The organism is Bacillus sp. AFS059628, assembly GCF_002571225.1.
GTDB lineage: Bacteria > Bacillota > Bacilli > Bacillales > Bacillaceae_G > Bacillus_A.
Genome location: NZ_NVEC01000053.1, coordinates 1 through 17623, shown reverse-complemented (window position 1 = coordinate 17623; position 17623 = coordinate 1). Strand labels below are relative to the sequence as shown.

The window sequence follows — 17623 nt, the reverse complement described above, 5'->3', positions numbered from 1 at the left end:
ATTAAAGTTTCACTTTATTCTTTGGAACTCGACTCATTTGAAGATAGTTCGCCCTTAAACGTACGCTCTTCAAAGTCATCAAGCATTTGTTCATATTCTTCATGCTCTTCTGTAGCGAAAACTTGCGGATTTTTTCCATACATATCCGTACCGATAAAGTTTTCAAAATCCTCTACGTATCCTACATTTTCCTCACTATTTACGTACATGCCATTATAATTTTTCGAATCTCGTCTTTCTAAATCAGACGGTGTTTCAGACGTTCCATAATTGGCAACATCTTGCCACGCATCTTCTGCATCGTACTCAACAGAACGATCTTCATCATGTTTATGGAAAGAAGGGGATAACACTTCTTCCTCAACTGGTCGTGTATTCATATTTAACTTATTTGTCGTGTGCTGGATGCATGTTGTAGCAGTCGGCATTGCTTCTAATCTTTCAAACGGAATTTCTTCACCAGACACTTCGCAAATGCCGTACGTACCCGCTTCTATTTTTTGCAGGGCATGTTTCGTATCCTCTAGCTGTTTATGCCAAAGTTCAATAAGTCCGAAGTCTTTTTCGCGTTCATATAGCTCTGTTGCCATATCAGCCGGATGGTTATCATAGCTAGATAATTCTCCAACAGACTCTCGTTCAGATGCACGATCTTCATTTTCATGTGTTTGTATCGTTTGTTCTAGCTCTTGTTTTTGTTTTTCTAAAACGGATTTAAATTGATTTATTTGTTGTGGAGTTAACATAGTCGTCCACCTTCCTACAATTCAGTTTCTTTACATAGTATGAGCGTTGCGAGTAGGAATTATGAGCTGAAATTGGTATATGAAAAAGGAGCCGCGTTAGCAGCTCCTTTTAAAGGAAATATCCAAGTAATAATCCGATTCCCATTAAGAGACCAAAGATTGTATTTGTTTTTGCTGTTGCAATCATTGCAGGTACCATTTCCATTGGAATGCTTTTGCCGATAAAGCCTTTCGTCGCTTTAAATGCTTTCGGTGCACTTAAAAATACGATAAGCATCCATGGTGATGCGATACCCACGATAATTAAAGCAATTGTCCAAATGTAGGAAACGATGAACATAGAAGCAAGTACACCAACGGCTCTTTCACGTCCAACGAGAATTGCTAACGTTTTACGACCGTTTTCTTTATCGCCATCTAAGTCACGGATATTGTTAGCAAGTAAAATGGCACCAATTAAAATGGAGCTTGGAATAGATAGTAAAATGACTTCTGATGTTACAGTACCAGTTTGAATAAAGAATGAAATCCCAATAATGATAACACCCATAAATAATCCGGCTGTTAGCTCTCCAAATGGTGTATATGCAATGGGAAGTGGTCCACCCGTATAAAGGTAAGCAACGGCCATACAAACAAGACCGATTGCAGCAAGCCACCAGCTAGAATTCATACAAATATAAACACCTAATAGTATTGCGATGCCGAAAAATCCAAATGCTAAGTTAAGCACTGTTTTTGGCTGAATGCCATCGCGAACGATAGCGCCGCCGATACCAACTGAACCTTCGTGATCAAGTCCTCTTTTATAATCAAAGTATTCATTAAACATGTTTGTTGCTGCCTGAATGAGAAGACAAGCAAGAAGCATTATAAGGAAAAGAGGGAGATGTATTTGATTTATACCTCCGACCTGCATTGCATAGGCTGTTCCGATGAAAACAGGAACGAAAGCTGCTGTTAATGTATGGGGACGTAGTAAACTCCACCAAATGCGCCAGCCTGTTTGCTTGCTTGGCTTTGGCGCCGTAGGAGAGGAATTCGTTTCGACGTTCATTTCCATGTTGAATCCTCCTTTGGTCACATATTGTACACAACTAAGTGTAGAAAAAGCATCATTTAGTGTCAACGTTTATTTTCTAGGAAGAGAAGGTGAATTTCTCAGAAATGCTAAACGTTGACAGGCCTTTCGTTTGAGGTGTATCTTAAAATCAAGCGTAATTATGACTATTTTTCGCCCATAGGGGGGAGACAATTGTGATTCAAACGAAACAAAAAGGCTTGCAAGAAGTTCTGAGTGCAGCCATTAAGCATGCAACTGATGAAAAAATATTGGTTAGTTTTGTAAAACAAATAGACTGGATGGATCCTCTTCTGTTTTATGCAGCAGGAAAAAGGATTGCATTCGAAAATAGATGTTATTTTGCAGACCCATCTCAGCATGTAATATTTGCTGGAATTGGTTCTGTTTTCACTATAGCAACTGCTTCTCACAAACGCTTTCAAACTGCCCGTGACGAGTGGGATAAAGTAAAAGAGAAAGCATTTGTACAAAGAGAGAGATACGAGTTTGGAACAGGGCCGCTTTTATTTGGTGGATTTTCATTTGACCAAGAAAAAGAGAAAACGGACTTATGGAAAGAATTTGAGGATACGACATTTTCACTACCAGCATTTTTATTAACTGTAAAAAATGAAAAAGCATGGTTAACGATGAATACATTCGTTTCAGCAACAGATTGTGCAGAAACTCTTTATAACGAAATTGTTTCTTTAGAAGAGAAAATTTTTGGGGAGAGTAAATGTGCACTAGAAGGATCGAAATTAACAGTTACTTCTAAGGTAGAAGTGGATCCGAAAGGCTGGATGAAGGCCATTGAGAAAGTGCAAGATGAAATGAAGCAGGGGAACGTGCAGAAGGTTGTATTAGCGAGGGAGTTAAAAGTAGAGATGGATCATCATATTGATTCTGCTCTTGTTTTAGAAGCACTCCGCATTGGGCAACCGGATTGTTACGTATTTTCTTTTGATTATAAAGGAGCATGCTTCTTAGGAGCGACGCCAGAGAGGTTAATTCGCAAAGAAGATGAGAAGTTTACTTCGATGTGTCTTGCGGGTTCAACTGGTCATGGTCAATCTATAGAAGAAAGTAAGCGAAATAGTAATGCGCTTCTTCATGATGAAAAGAATTTAGCTGAACACGGTTATGTTGTGAACATGATTAGGTCTGTATTAACTGAGCACTGCGAATCTGTTAATATTCCGGAAAGTCCGGGCTTATTAACAACGAAAAACTTGATTCATTTATATACGCCTGTAGAGGCAAAAGGCGATGCAAGTCTTTTAACAATGGTAGAAGAATTACATCCAACACCAGCTCTTGGCGGGACACCTCGGTTGGAAGCGATGAAACTGATTCGTGATGTTGAATTGTTAGACAGAGGATTATATGGTGCACCAATTGGCTGGATAGATGATGAAGGAAATGGTGAGTTTGCGGTTGCACTTCGCTGCGGATTATTAAATGGCGAGAAAGCATCCTTATTCGCCGGTTGCGGGATTGTAATTGATTCAGTACCACAACTTGAATATGAAGAAACAAGTTTGAAGTTTAGACCGATGCTTGGTGCTTTGGAGGAATTAATGAAATGAACAATCATATAGAAGCATTATCATATTATTTAGGCGCGTTCGTGGATGAACTGACGCGTCTAAATGTATGTGATGTTGTCATTAGTCCAGGCTCACGGTCAACGCCGATTGCTCTACTAATGGAACAACATGAAGGAATGAACACATATTTACATGTAGATGAAAGATCTGCGGGATTTTTTGCGCTCGGTATCGCAAAGGCTAAAAAACGTCCGGTTGCATTATTATGTACGTCAGGAACAGCAGCAGCGAACTATTATCCAGCTGTATGTGAAGCTTTTCATTCGCGAGTGCCGCTTATTGTCTTAACAGCAGATAGACCGCATGAATTAAGAGATGTCGGTGCACCACAAGCGATGAATCAAATTAATTTATACGGTACGTTTGTGAAGCAATTTACAGAGATGGCACTTCCAGAAGCGAATGAGGCGATGTATCATTACGCTCGCATGACGACGCAGCGCACGATAGCAAGCGCGCTTTTAGCACCGCAAGGACCTGTTCATCTTAATTTTCCAGTTCGCGAACCGCTTATCCCGGACTTCTCATTAGAAAGTTTATGGGATAAAGGACGCGGAGAATATACAGGAGTAGTTCAGCAAGGTAACGTGACGATGCCGAGTGAATATGTAGATTCTCTTGTAGGGCGCCTTTCACATATGGAAAAGGGGCTTATTATTTGTGGAGATGATAGTCATTCAGAGATCGCAACGTTTGCAACGCAATTAGCTGAAAAGACGGGATATCCAATATTAGCGGATCCACTTTCTAACATTCGTAGCGGTCACCACGATAAAACGATGGTGATTGACTGTTACGATACATTTTTACGAAATGAGCTGTTAAAAGAAACGTGGAAGCCGGACGTTTTAATTCGTTTTGGTGGTATGCCTGTTTCGAAAGCATTAACGCAGTTCATCAAAAAACAAACGAAAGCTGTTCATATCGTTGTTGACGAATCTGGACAATGGAGAGATCCAGCTCTCGTTGCGACAGAAGTTGTCCAAGCAAATGATATTGCATTTTGCAGTGCATTAATAGAAAAAATGCCAGTTATGAAAAAGAATGATTGGTCCCTAATGTGGCAACATATAAACGAAAAAACGAAGGAAACGCTTCGTGAAATGGAAACATATGAAACTGCATTTGAAGGAAAAGTCATTACAGATATTGTTCGCGTATTACCAGAAGGAGCAACGTTATTTGCGAGTAATAGTATGCCAATTCGTGATACAGATTCATTCTTCTTCACATCAGATAAAAATATTCAAGTGATGGCAAACCGCGGTGTGAATGGGATTGATGGCATCGTTTCAACAGCTTTAGGAGCGAGCATGATTTGCGATCCGCTCGTATTAGTAATCGGTGACTTATCATTCTATCACGACTTAAATGGACTATTAGCCGCAAAATTACATGAATTAAATATAACAATTGTCGTTGTAAATAATGACGGTGGCGGTATTTTCTCATTCTTACCACAGTATGAGAAAAAGGAACACTTCGAATCATTATTTGGTACTCCAATTGGGCTTGATTATGAGCATGTTGTTAAAATGTACGGTGGTTCATTTAGCCGTGTAAATGGTTGGGAGCAATTCCGAGAAGAGGTACAAAAAGGAACAAGGGCGGAAGGTTTACACGTTGTAGAAATTTGTACGAACCGTGATGAAAACTTAACATTGCACCGTAAATTATGGGCAAAAACGCAGGACGTAATTACTACATCGTTGCAAGGTGAATCAAAATGAACGTAATGCTGCAAGGTGTATCGTATGAATATGAAGTAGTCGGAAGCGGGGAACCACTTCTACTTCTTCATGGTTTTACGGGAAGTATGGAAACGTGGCGTTCCTTCATTCCTTCTTGGAGCGAGCAGTTTCAAGTCATTTTAGTAGACATTGTTGGGCACGGAAAAACGGAAAGTCCTGAAGATGTGACGTATTATGATATTCGAAATGTAGCATTGCAAATGAAAGAACTACTAGATTATCTTCATATTGAAAAAGCACATATACTTGGCTATTCAATGGGCGGTAGACTGGCGATTACGATGGCGTGTCTATATCCAGAATATGTACATTCTCTTTTATTAGAAAATTGTACAGCTGGGCTTGAAAGTGAAGAGGATAGAAAAGAACGTCGTGAAAAAGATGAGCGACTTGCCGATAAAATTGAGCGAGAAGGCATCGGAAGTTTTGTATCGATGTGGGAAAGTATTCCGCTGTTTGAAACGCAAAAACGTTTAGCACAAAACGTACAAGAAGCAGTGCGAAAAGAGCGGCTTGCTAACAATCCAAAAGGGCTCGCAAATAGCTTGCGCGGCATGGGAACAGGGGCTCAGCCTTCATGGTGGGACGAGCTACAAAACTTAAAAATGCCTGTTCTTTTAATGAACGGTGAGCATGATGAAAAGTTCTTGCGCATATTAAAAAATATCGAAAAATGCGTCTCTGACGCGAAATTTGTCAAAATTGATGGCGCTGGCCATGCAATTCATGTGGAACAACCGGAAAAGTTTGATACAATAGTAAAGGGATTTCTAAAAACTATGCAGTGATGCTTTTTTCAGTTAAGAATGAAGTTACACTTATAGAGGAGATCAGAAATATACAAGGAGGTAGTTGTAATGGCTATTGAATGGGTAAAAGAAGGCAATTACGAAGATATTATTTATTCAACATACAATGGTATCGCAAAGATTTCGATTAACCGCCCTGAAGTACATAACGCATTCCGTCCTAAAACGGTAATGGAGTTAATCGATGCATTTGCACAAGCTCGTGATGATGCAAATGTTGGCGTTATCATTTTAACAGGTGAAGGTGGACGTGCATTCTGTTCTGGCGGCGACCAAAAAGTTCGCGGTCATGGCGGATATGTAGGTGACGACCAAATCCCTCGTTTAAATGTATTAGACTTACAACGTCTAATTCGCGCAATTCCTAAACCAGTTATCGCGATGGTAGCAGGTTATGCAATCGGTGGTGGACACGTACTTCATATCGTATGTGACTTAACAATCGCTGCAGAAAATGCTGTATTCGGACAAACAGGTCCTAAAGTAGGAAGCTTTGACGGTGGATACGGAGCTGGTTACTTAGCTCGTATGGTAGGTCACAAGAAAGCTCGCGAAATTTGGTACCTATGCCGTCAATATAGTGCACAAGAAGCGCTTGATATGGGCTTAGTAAATACAGTAGTACCATTAGAAGAACTTGAAGCAGAAACAGTACAATGGGCACAAGAAATCTTAGCAAACAGCCCAATGGCACTTCGTTTCCTAAAAGCTGCATTCAACGCAGACACAGACGGTCTAGCTGGTATTCAACAACTAGCTGGAGATGCAACGTTATTGTACTACACAACTGACGAAGCAAAAGAAGGTCGCGACGCGTTCAAAGAAAAACGCAGTCCGGACTTCGGTCAATTCCCTCGTTTCCCGTGATCAAAAGCGGAAGCGGCTTGCTTAGAACAAGAGGGCGTTGGAACTCCTGACGTAGAGGCGCTTTTTGCCTCGTAGGAAGAAGTGAAGCTACCGAACATTCTAGCCGCTGTAGCTGGATGTGACCAAAAGTGGAAGCAGCTCGCCTACAAAGTGAGACGTAACCGATGATCAAACCGGAAACAAAACAACTAAGAGACTTGATGTCATATCAAGTCTCTTTCTTTCATGAAAGGAGAATGAATGATGGAGACGATGCCAAATTGGTTAAAGCAACGTGCATTTTTAACACCAGATCGCACTGCAATTGAAATAGAGGAAGAGAAAGTTACTTTTATGCAGCTGCATGAAAAAGTAGTATCTGTTTGTGAACACCTCACTCATGTAGGAGTGAAGCGTGGGCAAAAGGTGGCTGTTCTGATGAAAAATGGTATGGAGATGATTACAGTTATTCACGCCCTATCTTACGTAGGTGCAGTAGCTGTGCTTTTAAATACGCGTCTTTCAAGAGAAGAGCTACTTTGGCAAATGGATGATGCTGAAGTTGTATGCTTAGTAACGGATCAAGATTTTGAGGCTAAAGAGGTTCCTGTATATTCATTTGCTGAAGTGATGAATGGACCGAAGGCGGAAGCCTCTATACAAGAAGAGTTCTCTTTAGAAGAAGCGATGACAATTATTTATACGTCGGGGACGACAGGGAAACCGAAAGGCGTTATTTTAACGTACGGCAATCACTGGGCAAGTGCGGTTGGCTCTTCGCTTAATTTAGGGCTTCGTGATGATGATTGTTGGTTAGCTTGTATGCCGATGTTCCACGTTGGTGGGTTATCTCTTCTAATGAAAAATATTATGTACGGCATGCGCATTTTACTCGTTCCGAAATATGATGCTGACTTTATTCATAAAGCGCTTCAAACGAGAGGCGTAACGATTATTTCTGTCGTTTCTAAAATGTTAACAGATCTATTAGAAAGACTTGGAGAAGAGACATATCCATCTTCTTTACGATGCATGTTACTTGGCGGAGGACCAGCACCGAAACCGTTACTTGAAACATGTGTAGAAAAAGGAATTCCTGTGTATCAAACGTACGGTATGACAGAAACGTCGTCGCAAATTTGCACGTTATCAGCAGATTACATGTTAACGAAAGTAGGATCAGCCGGGAAACCACTATTTCAGTGCCAACTTCGTATCGAAAAAGATGGCGTCGTAGTACCGCCATTTGCGGAAGGCGAAATCGTAGTAAAAGGACCAAATGTAACAGGCGGTTACTTTAACCGTGAAGATGCGACGCGCGAAACTATTCAAAACGGATGGCTTCATACTGGTGACCTCGGTTATTTAGATGAAGAAGGATTTTTATACGTATTAGATCGCCGCAGTGATTTAATTATTTCTGGCGGGGAAAATATATATCCGGCTCAAATTGAAGAAGTGTTGCTTTCTCATCCGATGGTAGCGGAAGCAGGTGTCGTCGGGATGACTGACGATAAATGGGGACAAGTACCGGCTGCTTTTGTTGTAAAAAATGGAGAGGTAACAGAAGAGGAAATTCTTCATTTTTGCGAGGGGAAATTAGCGAAATACAAAGTGCCGAAAAGAGCATGTTTCTTAGAGGAATTACCACGAAATGCTTCGAAAAAATTGTTAAGACGAGAGTTAAGACAATTAGTGGAGGAGATGTAGGTGGAAATAAAAAAAGCGGCACTTCATATAACAGAAATGCCACTCGTAATCCCGTTTGCTGCAAGTTACGGAACTTACGAAAAGCGTGAGAGCATCGTTATTGAATTAGAAGATACGGATGGACATATTGGATTTGGTGAAGTCGTTGCCTTCTCTGAACCGTGGTATACGGAAGAAACAGTGAAGACAGCGCTGCATGTACTTCAGGATTTTTTATTACCTGATTTATTGAAAGCTGAAATTTCCCACCCGAATGAAGTACCTGGTTTGTTCCAGCATATAAAAAGAAACCGAATGGCAAAGGCCGGAATTGAAGGTGCTGTTTGGGATTTATATGCGAAGCGTGAACAGAAATCGCTAGCGACATTACTTGGAGGCATTAGGACTGAAATTGAAGTTGGTGTTGTGATTGGTATCAATATAATTCCGGTTATGTTAAAACAAATTGAAAAGTACGCGGAAGAAGGATACGAGCGTTTTAAAGTGAAAATAAAGCCAGAGCATGATTATGAATTATTGAAAGAGATTCGTAAAGAGTTTCCACATATCCCGTTAATGGCTGATGCAAATTCAGCTTATACACTAGCGGATACGGAGAAGCTGAAACGATTAGATGAATTTCAATTGATGATGATTGAACAACCACTAGCAGATTACGACTTTCTTGATCATGCACAGTTGCAAAAGAAAATAGAAACGCCAATTTGTTTAGACGAAAGCATTCATAGTTTAGAAGACGCGCGCGTTGCGATTACACTTGGCAGCTGCCGCATCGTTAATATTAAACCAGGGCGAGTGGGCGGATTAACAGAATCGATTCAAATTCATAACTATTGTATGGAGCACAACACACCCGTTTGGTGCGGCGGTATGGTAGAGATGGGGATTTCACGAGCGCAAAATGTTGCGCTTGCTTCATTGCCGAACTTTACAATTCCAGGTGATATATCTGCCTCTAGTAGGCACTGGGAGAGGGATATTATTTCGCCGGAAGTGACGCTTGAGGGCGGGAAAGTGATGGTGCCGCAAAGTGTTGATACTGAGTATAAAGTTGACCGCGGAAGGCTGGCGGAGATCACGAAGCAGCGGATTGTTTTGGAGCGGTAGGTTGAGTCTTTCAAATAGCGGGCGAATTTCGTCGTTAATTGTCGGTAAGTCGATATTCCTTGGCGAAACGTCGATATATTAAAAAAATCGTTGATATATTTCAAGTTGTGTTCGATATATTTGAAAAATCGTCGATATAATTTCATTTACTAAGGTTACTCCCACGAGTAGCCTTTTCTTATTGTACAAATTGGATAGACTAGTTTACAATCGAGCGTATAAAGGGGGAGTAAAATGAAGCGCATTTCCATTTTAATAGCGGATGATGAGGCAGAAATTGCTGATTTAATTGAGATACATTTAGAAAAAGAAGGGTACCACGTCGTGAAAGCAGCGGATGGAGAAGAGGCAATTCATATTATTGAAACGCAGCCAATCGACTTAGTGGTTTTAGATATTATGATGCCGAAAATGGATGGTTATGAAGTGACGCGCCAAATTCGCGCGAAGCACCATATGCCAATCATTTTTCTAAGTGCGAAAACATCTGATTTTGATAAGGTGACAGGTCTTGTATTAGGTGCAGATGATTATATGACAAAACCTTTTACACCAATTGAATTAGTCGCACGTGTGAATGCACAATTACGTCGATTTCTTACGTTAAATCAGCCGAAAGTAGCGGAGAGTAAATCTGCTTTAGAGGTAGGCGGAGTCGTTATTGATCCTGAGCGAAGAACAGTAAATGTGTACGGAGAACAAGTTGAATTAACACCGAAAGAGTTTGATATTTTATATTTATTAGCGAGCCATCCGAAGAAAGTGTACAATGTAGAAAATATTTTTCAGCAAGTATGGGCAGATGATTATTTTGAAGGCGGAAATACAGTTATGGTACATATTCGTACGTTGCGGAAAAAACTTGGGGAAGATAAAAGAAAGAACAAGTTAATCAAAACAGTGTGGGGAGTAGGTTATACTTTCAATGGCTAAAAAGATGAGAAGCTTTCGCTCGAAGATGGTTATGCTATTTGCGTTAAGTATGATATTTGCTGGTGGCGTAACGTATATCATTTATGAAGGGTTACGAATTTATTATAAATTAGTCGTTCGTTTTGAGGATCCATTAGCCCAAGTCAGATCAATGGTAAGACAAATTGGGGATGTTAATTTCTTTTTAATTATTTTCATTCCTCTATCTATTATGTTTTTCTTCTTTCTTACTAGGCCTTATGTAAAATATTTTGATGAGATTTCAAGCGGGATTCACCATTTGGCAAACGGAGAATTTACAAATGAAGTTCGCGTGTCATCAAATGATGAGTTTGGGTATATTGCACGTGAAATTAATGTAGCGAGTGAAAAATTAAAGGAAGCAGTAGAACGAGGCGACTTTGCAGAAAGTAGTAAAGACCAGCTTATTGTTAACTTAGCTCACGATTTAAGAACGCCGTTAACATCTGTTTTGGGTTATTTAGATTTAATTCTTAAAGATGAGAATTTGACGAAAGAACAAATTAAACATTTTTCCACAATTGCTTTTACGAAATCCGAAAGGCTGGAAAGTTTAATTGATGAATTATTTGAAATCACAAGAATGAATTATGGGATGCTGAAGCTTGAAAAAAGACCAATTGATATAGGTGAATTGCTTATTCAGTTAGACGAAGAATTATATCCGTTATTAGAAAAGAAGGAATTAGAAGCGAGATTGAATATGACGCCGCAATTACCTATTAACGGTGACGGGAAATTATTAGCGAGGGTATTTGAAAATCTTTTAACGAATGCGATTCGCTACGGGTATGATGGAAAGTTTGTTGATGTGAACGGATATATTGAAGGTGAAGAGGTAGTCGTACAAATTATTAATTACGGAGACAGCATTCCGGAAGAAGATTTACCGTATCTTTTTGATATGTTTTATACAGGTGATAAGGCAAGATCAGAGCAACAAGGTGGTACAGGCCTTGGGCTATTTATTGCGAAAAATATCGTTGAGCAGCATGACGGGACGATTGCTGCTGAAAGTAATGTAATTAGAACGATATTTGAAGTGAGATTGCCAAAAGAAGAGAGCGAAGTAATTTAATAAAAATTTAAACTTTATCCCACTTTTTATTTTAATAGTTTTTTCTATTCTATACGTAAGTTACATGAAGGAGGAACTAGAAATGAAAAAGTGGGTATTTATTACTCTTTTTATAGCATGCACAATCTGCGTAGGCTTTTATATATCACCATTATTTCAAAAGGAGATCGATGTTAAAATTGCCGAGAAAGATAATACGGTAAGGGCTGCGAATACGAAAAATATAGAGGTTACAAAAGAAGACATTTATAAAGGGGATCTATTATTAGTTAATAAAGATTACCCGGTTAAAAAAGATAGTGTTAGGTCCGATATTATAAATGTAAATCACAATAGTGAATTAGTAAGAGGTTATGTGATATTTGATAGAAATCTTCGTTTATCAAAGGATGTTGTGAGCAAGTTTTTGAACGTTGTCGATGCAGCTGGGAAAGATGGCGTACAGCATTTTTTAATGAATAGCGGATATCGAGATTTTCAAGAACAAAGTAAGTTATATAAAGAAATGGGATCTGACTATGCACTCCCAGCAGGATACAGTGAACATAATTTAGGATTATCACTCGACGTTGGATCTACGCAAAAGAAAATGGAGAAAGCGCCTGAAGGAAGATGGATTGAAGAGAATGTATGGAAGCACGGGTTTGTTTTACGTTATCCAAAAAATAAAAGTCATATTACAGGCATTCAATATGAGCCGTGGCATATACGTTATGTAGGATTACCGCATAGTGCCATTATGCAAAAGGAGAAAATTACACTAGAGGAATATTTGGACTTTTTAAAAGAGAAAAAGGAAATCACAACGGATGTGGAAGGTAAGAAATATACGGTTTCTTATTATAAAGTGTCCGGGAACAGGAAAGTGAATGTTCCAGCGAATAAGCAGTATGAAATTTCGGGGAATAATATGGATGGGGTTATTGTGACGGTTCAGGAATAGAAAAAGAGGTTGTTCCGTTTGGAGCGGCCTTTTCGTATGTAAGAAAGGGATTGGTGTTTTTTGTCGGTAAACTGATATTCCTTGTCGAATCGTTGATATAATTTCTTGTACTATCAGCATTTTTGAGGTGCATCTTTTTATTTACTTTTAAACATTATAACGTTATATTTACTTCTCCCTTTTTTTATGTTACGCTAAACGTGTGAAAGACATATAAAATGAAACTTTAATGTAAGCGTATTCTTATGGCTTCTTATAGAAAAGGGTGGAAATACAATGACAGAACGATTCGTACTACGTAATGTGAAACGTGTGAACGGGGAAGAGATTGACATTGTAATTGAAAATAATAAAATCGCACAGGTGACGAAAGCTGGTGCTGGCGAGGGTGGAAAGGTTCTTGATTACTCAGGTACTTACGTATCGAGTGGCTGGATTGATTTACATGTTCATGCTTTTCCAGAGTTTGATCCGTATGGCGATGAGGTGGATGAAATTGGCGTTAAGCAAGGGGTAACGACAATTGTTGATGCGGGTAGCTGCGGAGCTGATCGTATTGCAGATTTAGTAAAAAGTAGAGAGCAGGCAAAAACGAATTTATTTGCCTTTTTAAATATTTCTCGCATCGGTTTGAAACGAATTGATGAACTATCCAATATGGAATGGATCGATAAAGAGAAAGTGATAGAAGCAGTAGAAAAGTATAAAGATGTAATCGTCGGGTTAAAGGCGAGAATGAGTAAAAGTGTCGTTTGTGATAGTGGAATTGAACCGCTTCATGTTGCACGCTCTTTATCTCGTGAAACATCATTGCCAATTATGGTACATATCGGTTCAGCGCCTCCTCGCATAGAGGAAGTTGTACCTCTTTTAGAAAAAGATGATGTGATTACACATTACTTAAACGGGAAAGAAAATAATTTATTCGATGAAGAAGGCAAACCGCTACCTGTGTTACTAGATGCCGTGAAGCGCGGTGTTCATTTAGATGTTGGTCACGGTAATGCTAGTTTTTCTTTTAAAGTAGCAGAGGCGGCGAAGCATCACGGTATTGCTTTTAATACAATTAGTACAGATATTTACCGAAAGAATCGTATACACGGTCCCGTGTATAGTATGGCTCACGTTCTTTCGAAATTCCTTTACTTAGGATATCCGCTAGAAGAGGTAATTGATGCGGTGACGAAACATGCGGCAGAGTGGCTGAAAAAACCAGAGCTTGGTTGTATTCAGGAAGGCGATATTGCAAACTTAACTTTATTTACGGTGAAAGATGAAAAGATTACGTTAATTGATTCAGAAGGGGATCAGCGCATTGCTGAAAGAAGAATTGATACGAAAGGGGTTGTAATCAATGGGTCATTCATTGAATGCTAAGTACGGATTAAAAAGAGTAATTAATGCGAGCGGTAGAATGAGTATTTTAGGTGTATCCGCTCCTACAGATACAGTTATGGATGCGATGAAACATGGGGGACAAAATTATGTGGAAATTGCTGATTTAGTAGATAAAGCGGGAGACCATATTGCGAGAATTCTAGATTCAGAGGCAGCGGTCGTTGTGAATTCAGCATCGAGCGGAATTGCACTTTCTATCGCTGGTATCGTGACAGAAGGAAATCGCCGTAAAAGTGAAAGACTTCATCAAGAGGTCATCGCGAAAAATGAAGTGATTATGTTAAAAGGTCATAACGTTCAATACGGTGCTCCTGTTGAAACGATGATTTACTTAGGCGGAGGAAAACTTGTAGAAGTTGGCTACGCAAATGAAGGGAAAGCAGAGCATATTGAAGATGCGATTGGTGAAAATACAGCAGCGATTCTGTATGTGAAATCCCATCACGCTGTGCAAAAAAATATGATTTCTGTTGAAGAAGCATGGGAAGTTGCGCAGCGAAATAATGTACCACTTATCGTCGATGCGGCAGCTGAAGAAGATATTCAAAAATATGTGAAGTATGCAGACCTTGCCATTTATAGCGGTTCAAAGGCAATTGAAGGACCTAATTCTGGTATCGTTGGCGGTAAACGAAAATATATTGAGTGGTTGAAAGTGCAATTACATTGCATCGGAAGAAGTATGAAGGTCGGGAAAGAAACAACTTTCGGTTTACTTCAAGCGCTTGATGAGTACGGAGTAAAAGAAGATAAAAGTGAACAAGAAAAAGAGTTATTACAAGTACTTATGCCGCTTAAAGAATTAAACGGTGTAAATGTAACGATCGTTCAAGATGAGGCAGGAAGAGCAATCTTTAGAGCGCGTATTCACATTAACGAGAACGAGTTAAATAAATCAGCAAAAGACGTCGTAACAGCATTACGCGAAGGGGAAATTGCCATTTATACACGTGATTACGGAGTAAGACAAGGATTCTTTGATATTGATCCACGTCCACTTCAAGGTGATGACATACATGTAATTGAAGAAAAATTGAGAGAAATTGTAGGAGGAAACTAAAATGACAAACATTCAAAAACGTTTTTATAAAGGCCGTGTAGCATTAAATGTATTAGCGAACAATATTGAAAATGCGAAAGACATCTTTGAAGCAGCAGAAGGTTATGTAGTAGTGGGAGTGTTATCAAAAGACTACCCAACAGTAGAAGAAGCCGTTACAGCGATGAAAGCATACGGAAAAGAAATTGATGACGCGGTATCAATCGGACTAGGAGCTGGAGATAATCGCCAAGCGGCAGTTGTAGCTGAAATTGCGAAGCATTACCCTGGTAGTCATATTAATCAAGTGTTCCCTTCAGTTGGAGTGACACGTGCAAATCTTGGCGGAAAAGATAGCTGGATTAATAGTTTAGTATCTCCAACAGGAAAAGTAGGTTACGTAAATATTTCTACTGGTCCAATTAGTGCAGCTGGAGAAGAAAAAGCAATCGTTCCAATCAAAACAGCAATCGCACTTGTACGTGATATGGGCGGAAATTCATTGAAATACTTCCCAATGAAAGGTTTAGCTCATGAAGAAGAATATCGCGCAGTTGCGAAAGCTTGTGCGGAAGAAGGATTTGCATTAGAGCCAACAGGCGGAATTAATAAGGAAAACTTTGAAACAATTGTACGTATTGCGCTTGAAGCAAACGTAGAGCAAGTGATCCCGCACGTGTACTCTTCTATTATTGATAAAGAAACTGGCAATACGAAAGTAGAAGATGTTCGCGAATTATTAGCGGTAGTGAAGAAGCTAGTTGATCAAAATGCGTAAGAAAATTGCAGCATTTGGTGAAGTAATGATGCGTCTGCAAGTACCAGGGTATGAATTGTTATCACAAGCTAACACATTACATTACTCATTTTCTGGTACAGGTGTGAACGTGGCAGCAGCACTTTCTCATCTCGGTCATGAAGGCTTTCTTATTTCAACTTTACCAGAGAACTCGGTTGGGGATGCTGCGATATCACATATTCAAAAGTTAGGCATTCAGTCACCGTTTATTTCAAGAGGCGGTAAATATGTCGGCATGTACTTTTTAGAAAATGGATTTGGAGCACGTGCAAGCCGCGTTACATATTCAAATCGATTAGAAAGTAGCTTCAATACGGCATGTGAAGGCATGTACCAATTTGAAGAAATCGCAAAGGAAATTGATATCGTTCATTTTTGCGGGATTACACTTGCGATGAATGATACGGTGCGCCATCATATGAAATCTTTAGCAAAAGCAGTTAAAGAAAACGGAGGTACTGTCGTTTTTGATTGCAACTATCGTCCATCTCTTTGGGGAGAAGACGGATATGAGCAGGCGAAACCGCATTATGAAGAAATGCTAGCTCTTGCTGATATCGTTATGATGAATGAAAAAGATGCAATGTTCGTTCTTGGAATGAAAACAGAGGAGACGGAGCGAGAGGCGCAACTTGTTGATCTTATTCCGAAGGTTGCTGAAACGTATCATATCGCTACAATTGCTGGCACACATCGCTCTATTAATAGCGATAATACACACTCGCTTCGCGGGTTTATATGTAAAGATGGTGCGTTCACTTTTGCAAAAACACTTACGTTTTCTGTATATGATAGAATAGGTGCTGGAGATGCTTATACGAGCGGGATTATTCATGGCGAGATAGAAGAGTTTGCACCAGAGAAAGCTGTTTCATTTGCGTCAGCAGCTGGAATGCTTGCACATACAATCGTCGGTGATACGCCAATGTCATCAGAGAAGGATATACTTCGGGCAATGACGGCATCAGTAGGTGATGTAGAAAGGTAGTGGGTGTAACGGTGAACGTAACGAGGAAAAAAGGACCATTATATTTACAAATAAAAAATATTATTCGTGATCGAATATTGCATGGTGTATATGCGATTCATACGAATATTCCTTCCGAACCGCAGTTAGAAGAAGAGTTCAAAGTGAGCAAAATTACAGTGCGTAATGCAATTAAAGAACTTGCTCAAGAAGGATATTTAGAAAAGAAAAGCGGTAAAGGAACGAAAGTTATCCGCAATACTTCTGCGACAAAGTTGTCAAAGGGTAAGAAATTTACAGAAGTGTTAGTGGAAGAAGGATATAAAGTACAAAAGAAATTGCTAAAAGCAGAAATCATTCATAATGAAGAAGGAACGGTGCCATTTCGATTATTCGGTAAGGAAAGTTTTCGTATTGAGCGTTTATATACGTTAAATGATGCACCGTACATTCATTATACGCACTATTTCTCAGCGAAAATGGCAAGTACAGATTTATCGGACTTTGACTTGCAATCGCTTTATGATTTAGTGGAAGACCGAGGCATTCATTTAGAAAACTTCAGAGATGAATTCGCTGTTGGACTTGCGCCTAGTTTCGTTGCAGAAGCGTTAGGTGAAAAAGAGGGGACAGCACTATTAAAACGTATGCGCTATTCTTACGATGAAGTTGGCGAAGTAATTGAATATAGCGAAGGCTACTACAATACAGAAATGCAGCATTATGTAGTGAATTATGACGTATAAAAAAGAGGGTATTCGCCCTCTTTTTTTATAAAGTAAGGGGTAACTAACTGTTACGAT

Annotated in this window: 16 protein-coding genes; 14 read left to right on the top strand and 2 right to left on the bottom strand. The window is 39.5% G+C overall.

What is annotated here, in order from left to right; all coding sequences use genetic code 11:
* Positions 1-14 precede the first annotated feature (14 nt).
* Both COL05_RS18315 and COL05_RS18310 read right to left on the bottom strand, forming a co-directional pair.
* Positions 15-746 carry a yteA family sporulation protein gene (locus COL05_RS18315; RefSeq protein ID WP_000957377.1) on the bottom strand — a complete coding sequence of 244 codons (732 nt, stop codon included), beginning with the start codon at positions 744-746 and terminating at the stop codon, positions 15-17.
* 109 nt (positions 747-855) lie between these two features.
* Positions 856-1809: a 1,4-dihydroxy-2-naphthoate polyprenyltransferase gene (locus COL05_RS18310; protein ID WP_098669630.1), complete on the bottom strand. Its 954-nt coding sequence runs from the start codon at positions 1807-1809 to the stop codon at positions 856-858.
* Between the two features lie 194 nt (positions 1810-2003).
* Between COL05_RS18310 and COL05_RS18305 the strand changes: the two genes are divergently transcribed.
* The 14 genes from COL05_RS18305 (at position 2004) to COL05_RS18235 (ending at position 17566) form a co-directional block, all read left to right on the top strand.
* Entirely contained in the window at positions 2004-3398 is a 1395-nt protein-coding gene (locus COL05_RS18305) for an isochorismate synthase (RefSeq protein ID WP_098669629.1), read from the top strand.
* The gene (gene menD / locus COL05_RS18300) at positions 3395-5149 is read left to right on the top strand and encodes a 2-succinyl-5-enolpyruvyl-6-hydroxy-3-cyclohexene-1-carboxylic-acid synthase (protein ID WP_098669628.1); all 1755 of its coding nucleotides are present in this window, start codon (positions 3395-3397) and stop codon (positions 5147-5149) included. Before COL05_RS18305 ends, menD begins: the two co-directional genes overlap by 4 nt.
* Positions 5146-5958, top strand: a complete 813-nt coding sequence (gene menH / locus COL05_RS18295) for a 2-succinyl-6-hydroxy-2,4-cyclohexadiene-1-carboxylate synthase (protein ID WP_098669627.1) — start codon at positions 5146-5148, stop codon at positions 5956-5958. The genes menD and menH overlap by 4 nt, the downstream gene beginning before the upstream one ends.
* Before the next feature lie 69 nt (positions 5959-6027).
* Positions 6028-6846 carry a 1,4-dihydroxy-2-naphthoyl-CoA synthase gene (gene menB, locus COL05_RS18290; RefSeq protein ID WP_098669626.1) on the top strand — a complete coding sequence of 273 codons (819 nt, stop codon included), beginning with the start codon at positions 6028-6030 and terminating at the stop codon, positions 6844-6846.
* 243 nt (positions 6847-7089) lie between these two features.
* Positions 7090-8535 carry an o-succinylbenzoate--CoA ligase gene (locus COL05_RS18280; RefSeq protein WP_142337553.1) on the top strand — a complete coding sequence of 482 codons (1446 nt, stop codon included), beginning with the start codon at positions 7090-7092 and terminating at the stop codon, positions 8533-8535.
* Positions 8536-9642 carry an o-succinylbenzoate synthase gene (gene menC, locus COL05_RS18275; RefSeq protein ID WP_098669623.1) on the top strand — a complete coding sequence of 369 codons (1107 nt, stop codon included), beginning with the start codon at positions 8536-8538 and terminating at the stop codon, positions 9640-9642.
* A gap of 234 nt (positions 9643-9876) precedes the next feature.
* Positions 9877-10575 (top strand): response regulator transcription factor, encoded by a 699-nt coding sequence (locus tag COL05_RS18270; RefSeq protein WP_098663220.1) that lies wholly within the window; start codon positions 9877-9879, stop codon positions 10573-10575.
* Positions 10568-11674 carry a HAMP domain-containing sensor histidine kinase gene (locus COL05_RS18265; RefSeq protein ID WP_098669622.1) on the top strand — a complete coding sequence of 369 codons (1107 nt, stop codon included), beginning with the start codon at positions 10568-10570 and terminating at the stop codon, positions 11672-11674. Before COL05_RS18270 ends, COL05_RS18265 begins: the two co-directional genes overlap by 8 nt.
* A gap of 82 nt (positions 11675-11756) precedes the next feature.
* The gene (locus tag COL05_RS18260; RefSeq protein WP_098669621.1) at positions 11757-12617 is read left to right on the top strand and encodes a M15 family metallopeptidase; all 861 of its coding nucleotides are present in this window, start codon (positions 11757-11759) and stop codon (positions 12615-12617) included.
* Between the two features lie 276 nt (positions 12618-12893).
* Positions 12894-13994 carry an amidohydrolase/deacetylase family metallohydrolase gene (locus COL05_RS18255; RefSeq protein ID WP_098669620.1) on the top strand — a complete coding sequence of 367 codons (1101 nt, stop codon included), beginning with the start codon at positions 12894-12896 and terminating at the stop codon, positions 13992-13994.
* Positions 13972-15075 carry a DgaE family pyridoxal phosphate-dependent ammonia lyase gene (locus COL05_RS18250; protein ID WP_098669619.1) on the top strand — a complete coding sequence of 368 codons (1104 nt, stop codon included), beginning with the start codon at positions 13972-13974 and terminating at the stop codon, positions 15073-15075. Before COL05_RS18255 ends, COL05_RS18250 begins: the two co-directional genes overlap by 23 nt.
* Before the next feature lies 1 nt (position 15076).
* Entirely contained in the window at positions 15077-15832 is a 756-nt protein-coding gene (gene dagF / locus COL05_RS18245) for a 2-dehydro-3-deoxy-phosphogluconate aldolase (RefSeq protein WP_098669618.1), read from the top strand.
* Complete coding sequence (locus COL05_RS18240) at positions 15825-16841, top strand: sugar kinase (protein WP_098669617.1); 1017 nt, start codon at positions 15825-15827, stop codon at positions 16839-16841. The genes dagF and COL05_RS18240 overlap by 8 nt, the downstream gene beginning before the upstream one ends.
* Positions 16841-17566, top strand: coding sequence for a GntR family transcriptional regulator (locus COL05_RS18235; protein WP_098669616.1), 726 nt, complete (start codon positions 16841-16843; stop codon positions 17564-17566). The genes COL05_RS18240 and COL05_RS18235 overlap by 1 nt, the downstream gene beginning before the upstream one ends.
* The last annotated feature ends 57 nt before the right edge of the window (positions 17567-17623 follow it).

Coding starts and splice junctions, on each gene's coding strand:
- COL05_RS18315 (WP_000957377.1), bottom strand. CDS start 746: ATGTTAACTCCACAACAAATAAATCAATTTAAATCCGTTTTAGAAAAA.
- COL05_RS18310 (WP_098669630.1), bottom strand. CDS start 1,809: ATGGAAATGAACGTCGAAACGAATTCCTCTCCTACGGCGCCAAAGCCA.
- menD (WP_098669628.1), top strand. CDS start 3,395: ATGAACAATCATATAGAAGCATTATCATATTATTTAGGCGCGTTCGTG.
- menH (WP_098669627.1), top strand. CDS start 5,146: ATGAACGTAATGCTGCAAGGTGTATCGTATGAATATGAAGTAGTCGGA.
- menB (WP_098669626.1), top strand. CDS start 6,028: ATGGCTATTGAATGGGTAAAAGAAGGCAATTACGAAGATATTATTTAT.
- COL05_RS18280 (WP_142337553.1), top strand. CDS start 7,090: ATGGAGACGATGCCAAATTGGTTAAAGCAACGTGCATTTTTAACACCA.
- COL05_RS18270 (WP_098663220.1), top strand. CDS start 9,877: ATGAAGCGCATTTCCATTTTAATAGCGGATGATGAGGCAGAAATTGCT.
- COL05_RS18265 (WP_098669622.1), top strand. CDS start 10,568: ATGGCTAAAAAGATGAGAAGCTTTCGCTCGAAGATGGTTATGCTATTT.
- COL05_RS18260 (WP_098669621.1), top strand. CDS start 11,757: ATGAAAAAGTGGGTATTTATTACTCTTTTTATAGCATGCACAATCTGC.
- COL05_RS18255 (WP_098669620.1), top strand. CDS start 12,894: ATGACAGAACGATTCGTACTACGTAATGTGAAACGTGTGAACGGGGAA.
- COL05_RS18250 (WP_098669619.1), top strand. CDS start 13,972: ATGGGTCATTCATTGAATGCTAAGTACGGATTAAAAAGAGTAATTAAT.
- dagF (WP_098669618.1), top strand. CDS start 15,077: ATGACAAACATTCAAAAACGTTTTTATAAAGGCCGTGTAGCATTAAAT.
- COL05_RS18240 (WP_098669617.1), top strand. CDS start 15,825: ATGCGTAAGAAAATTGCAGCATTTGGTGAAGTAATGATGCGTCTGCAA.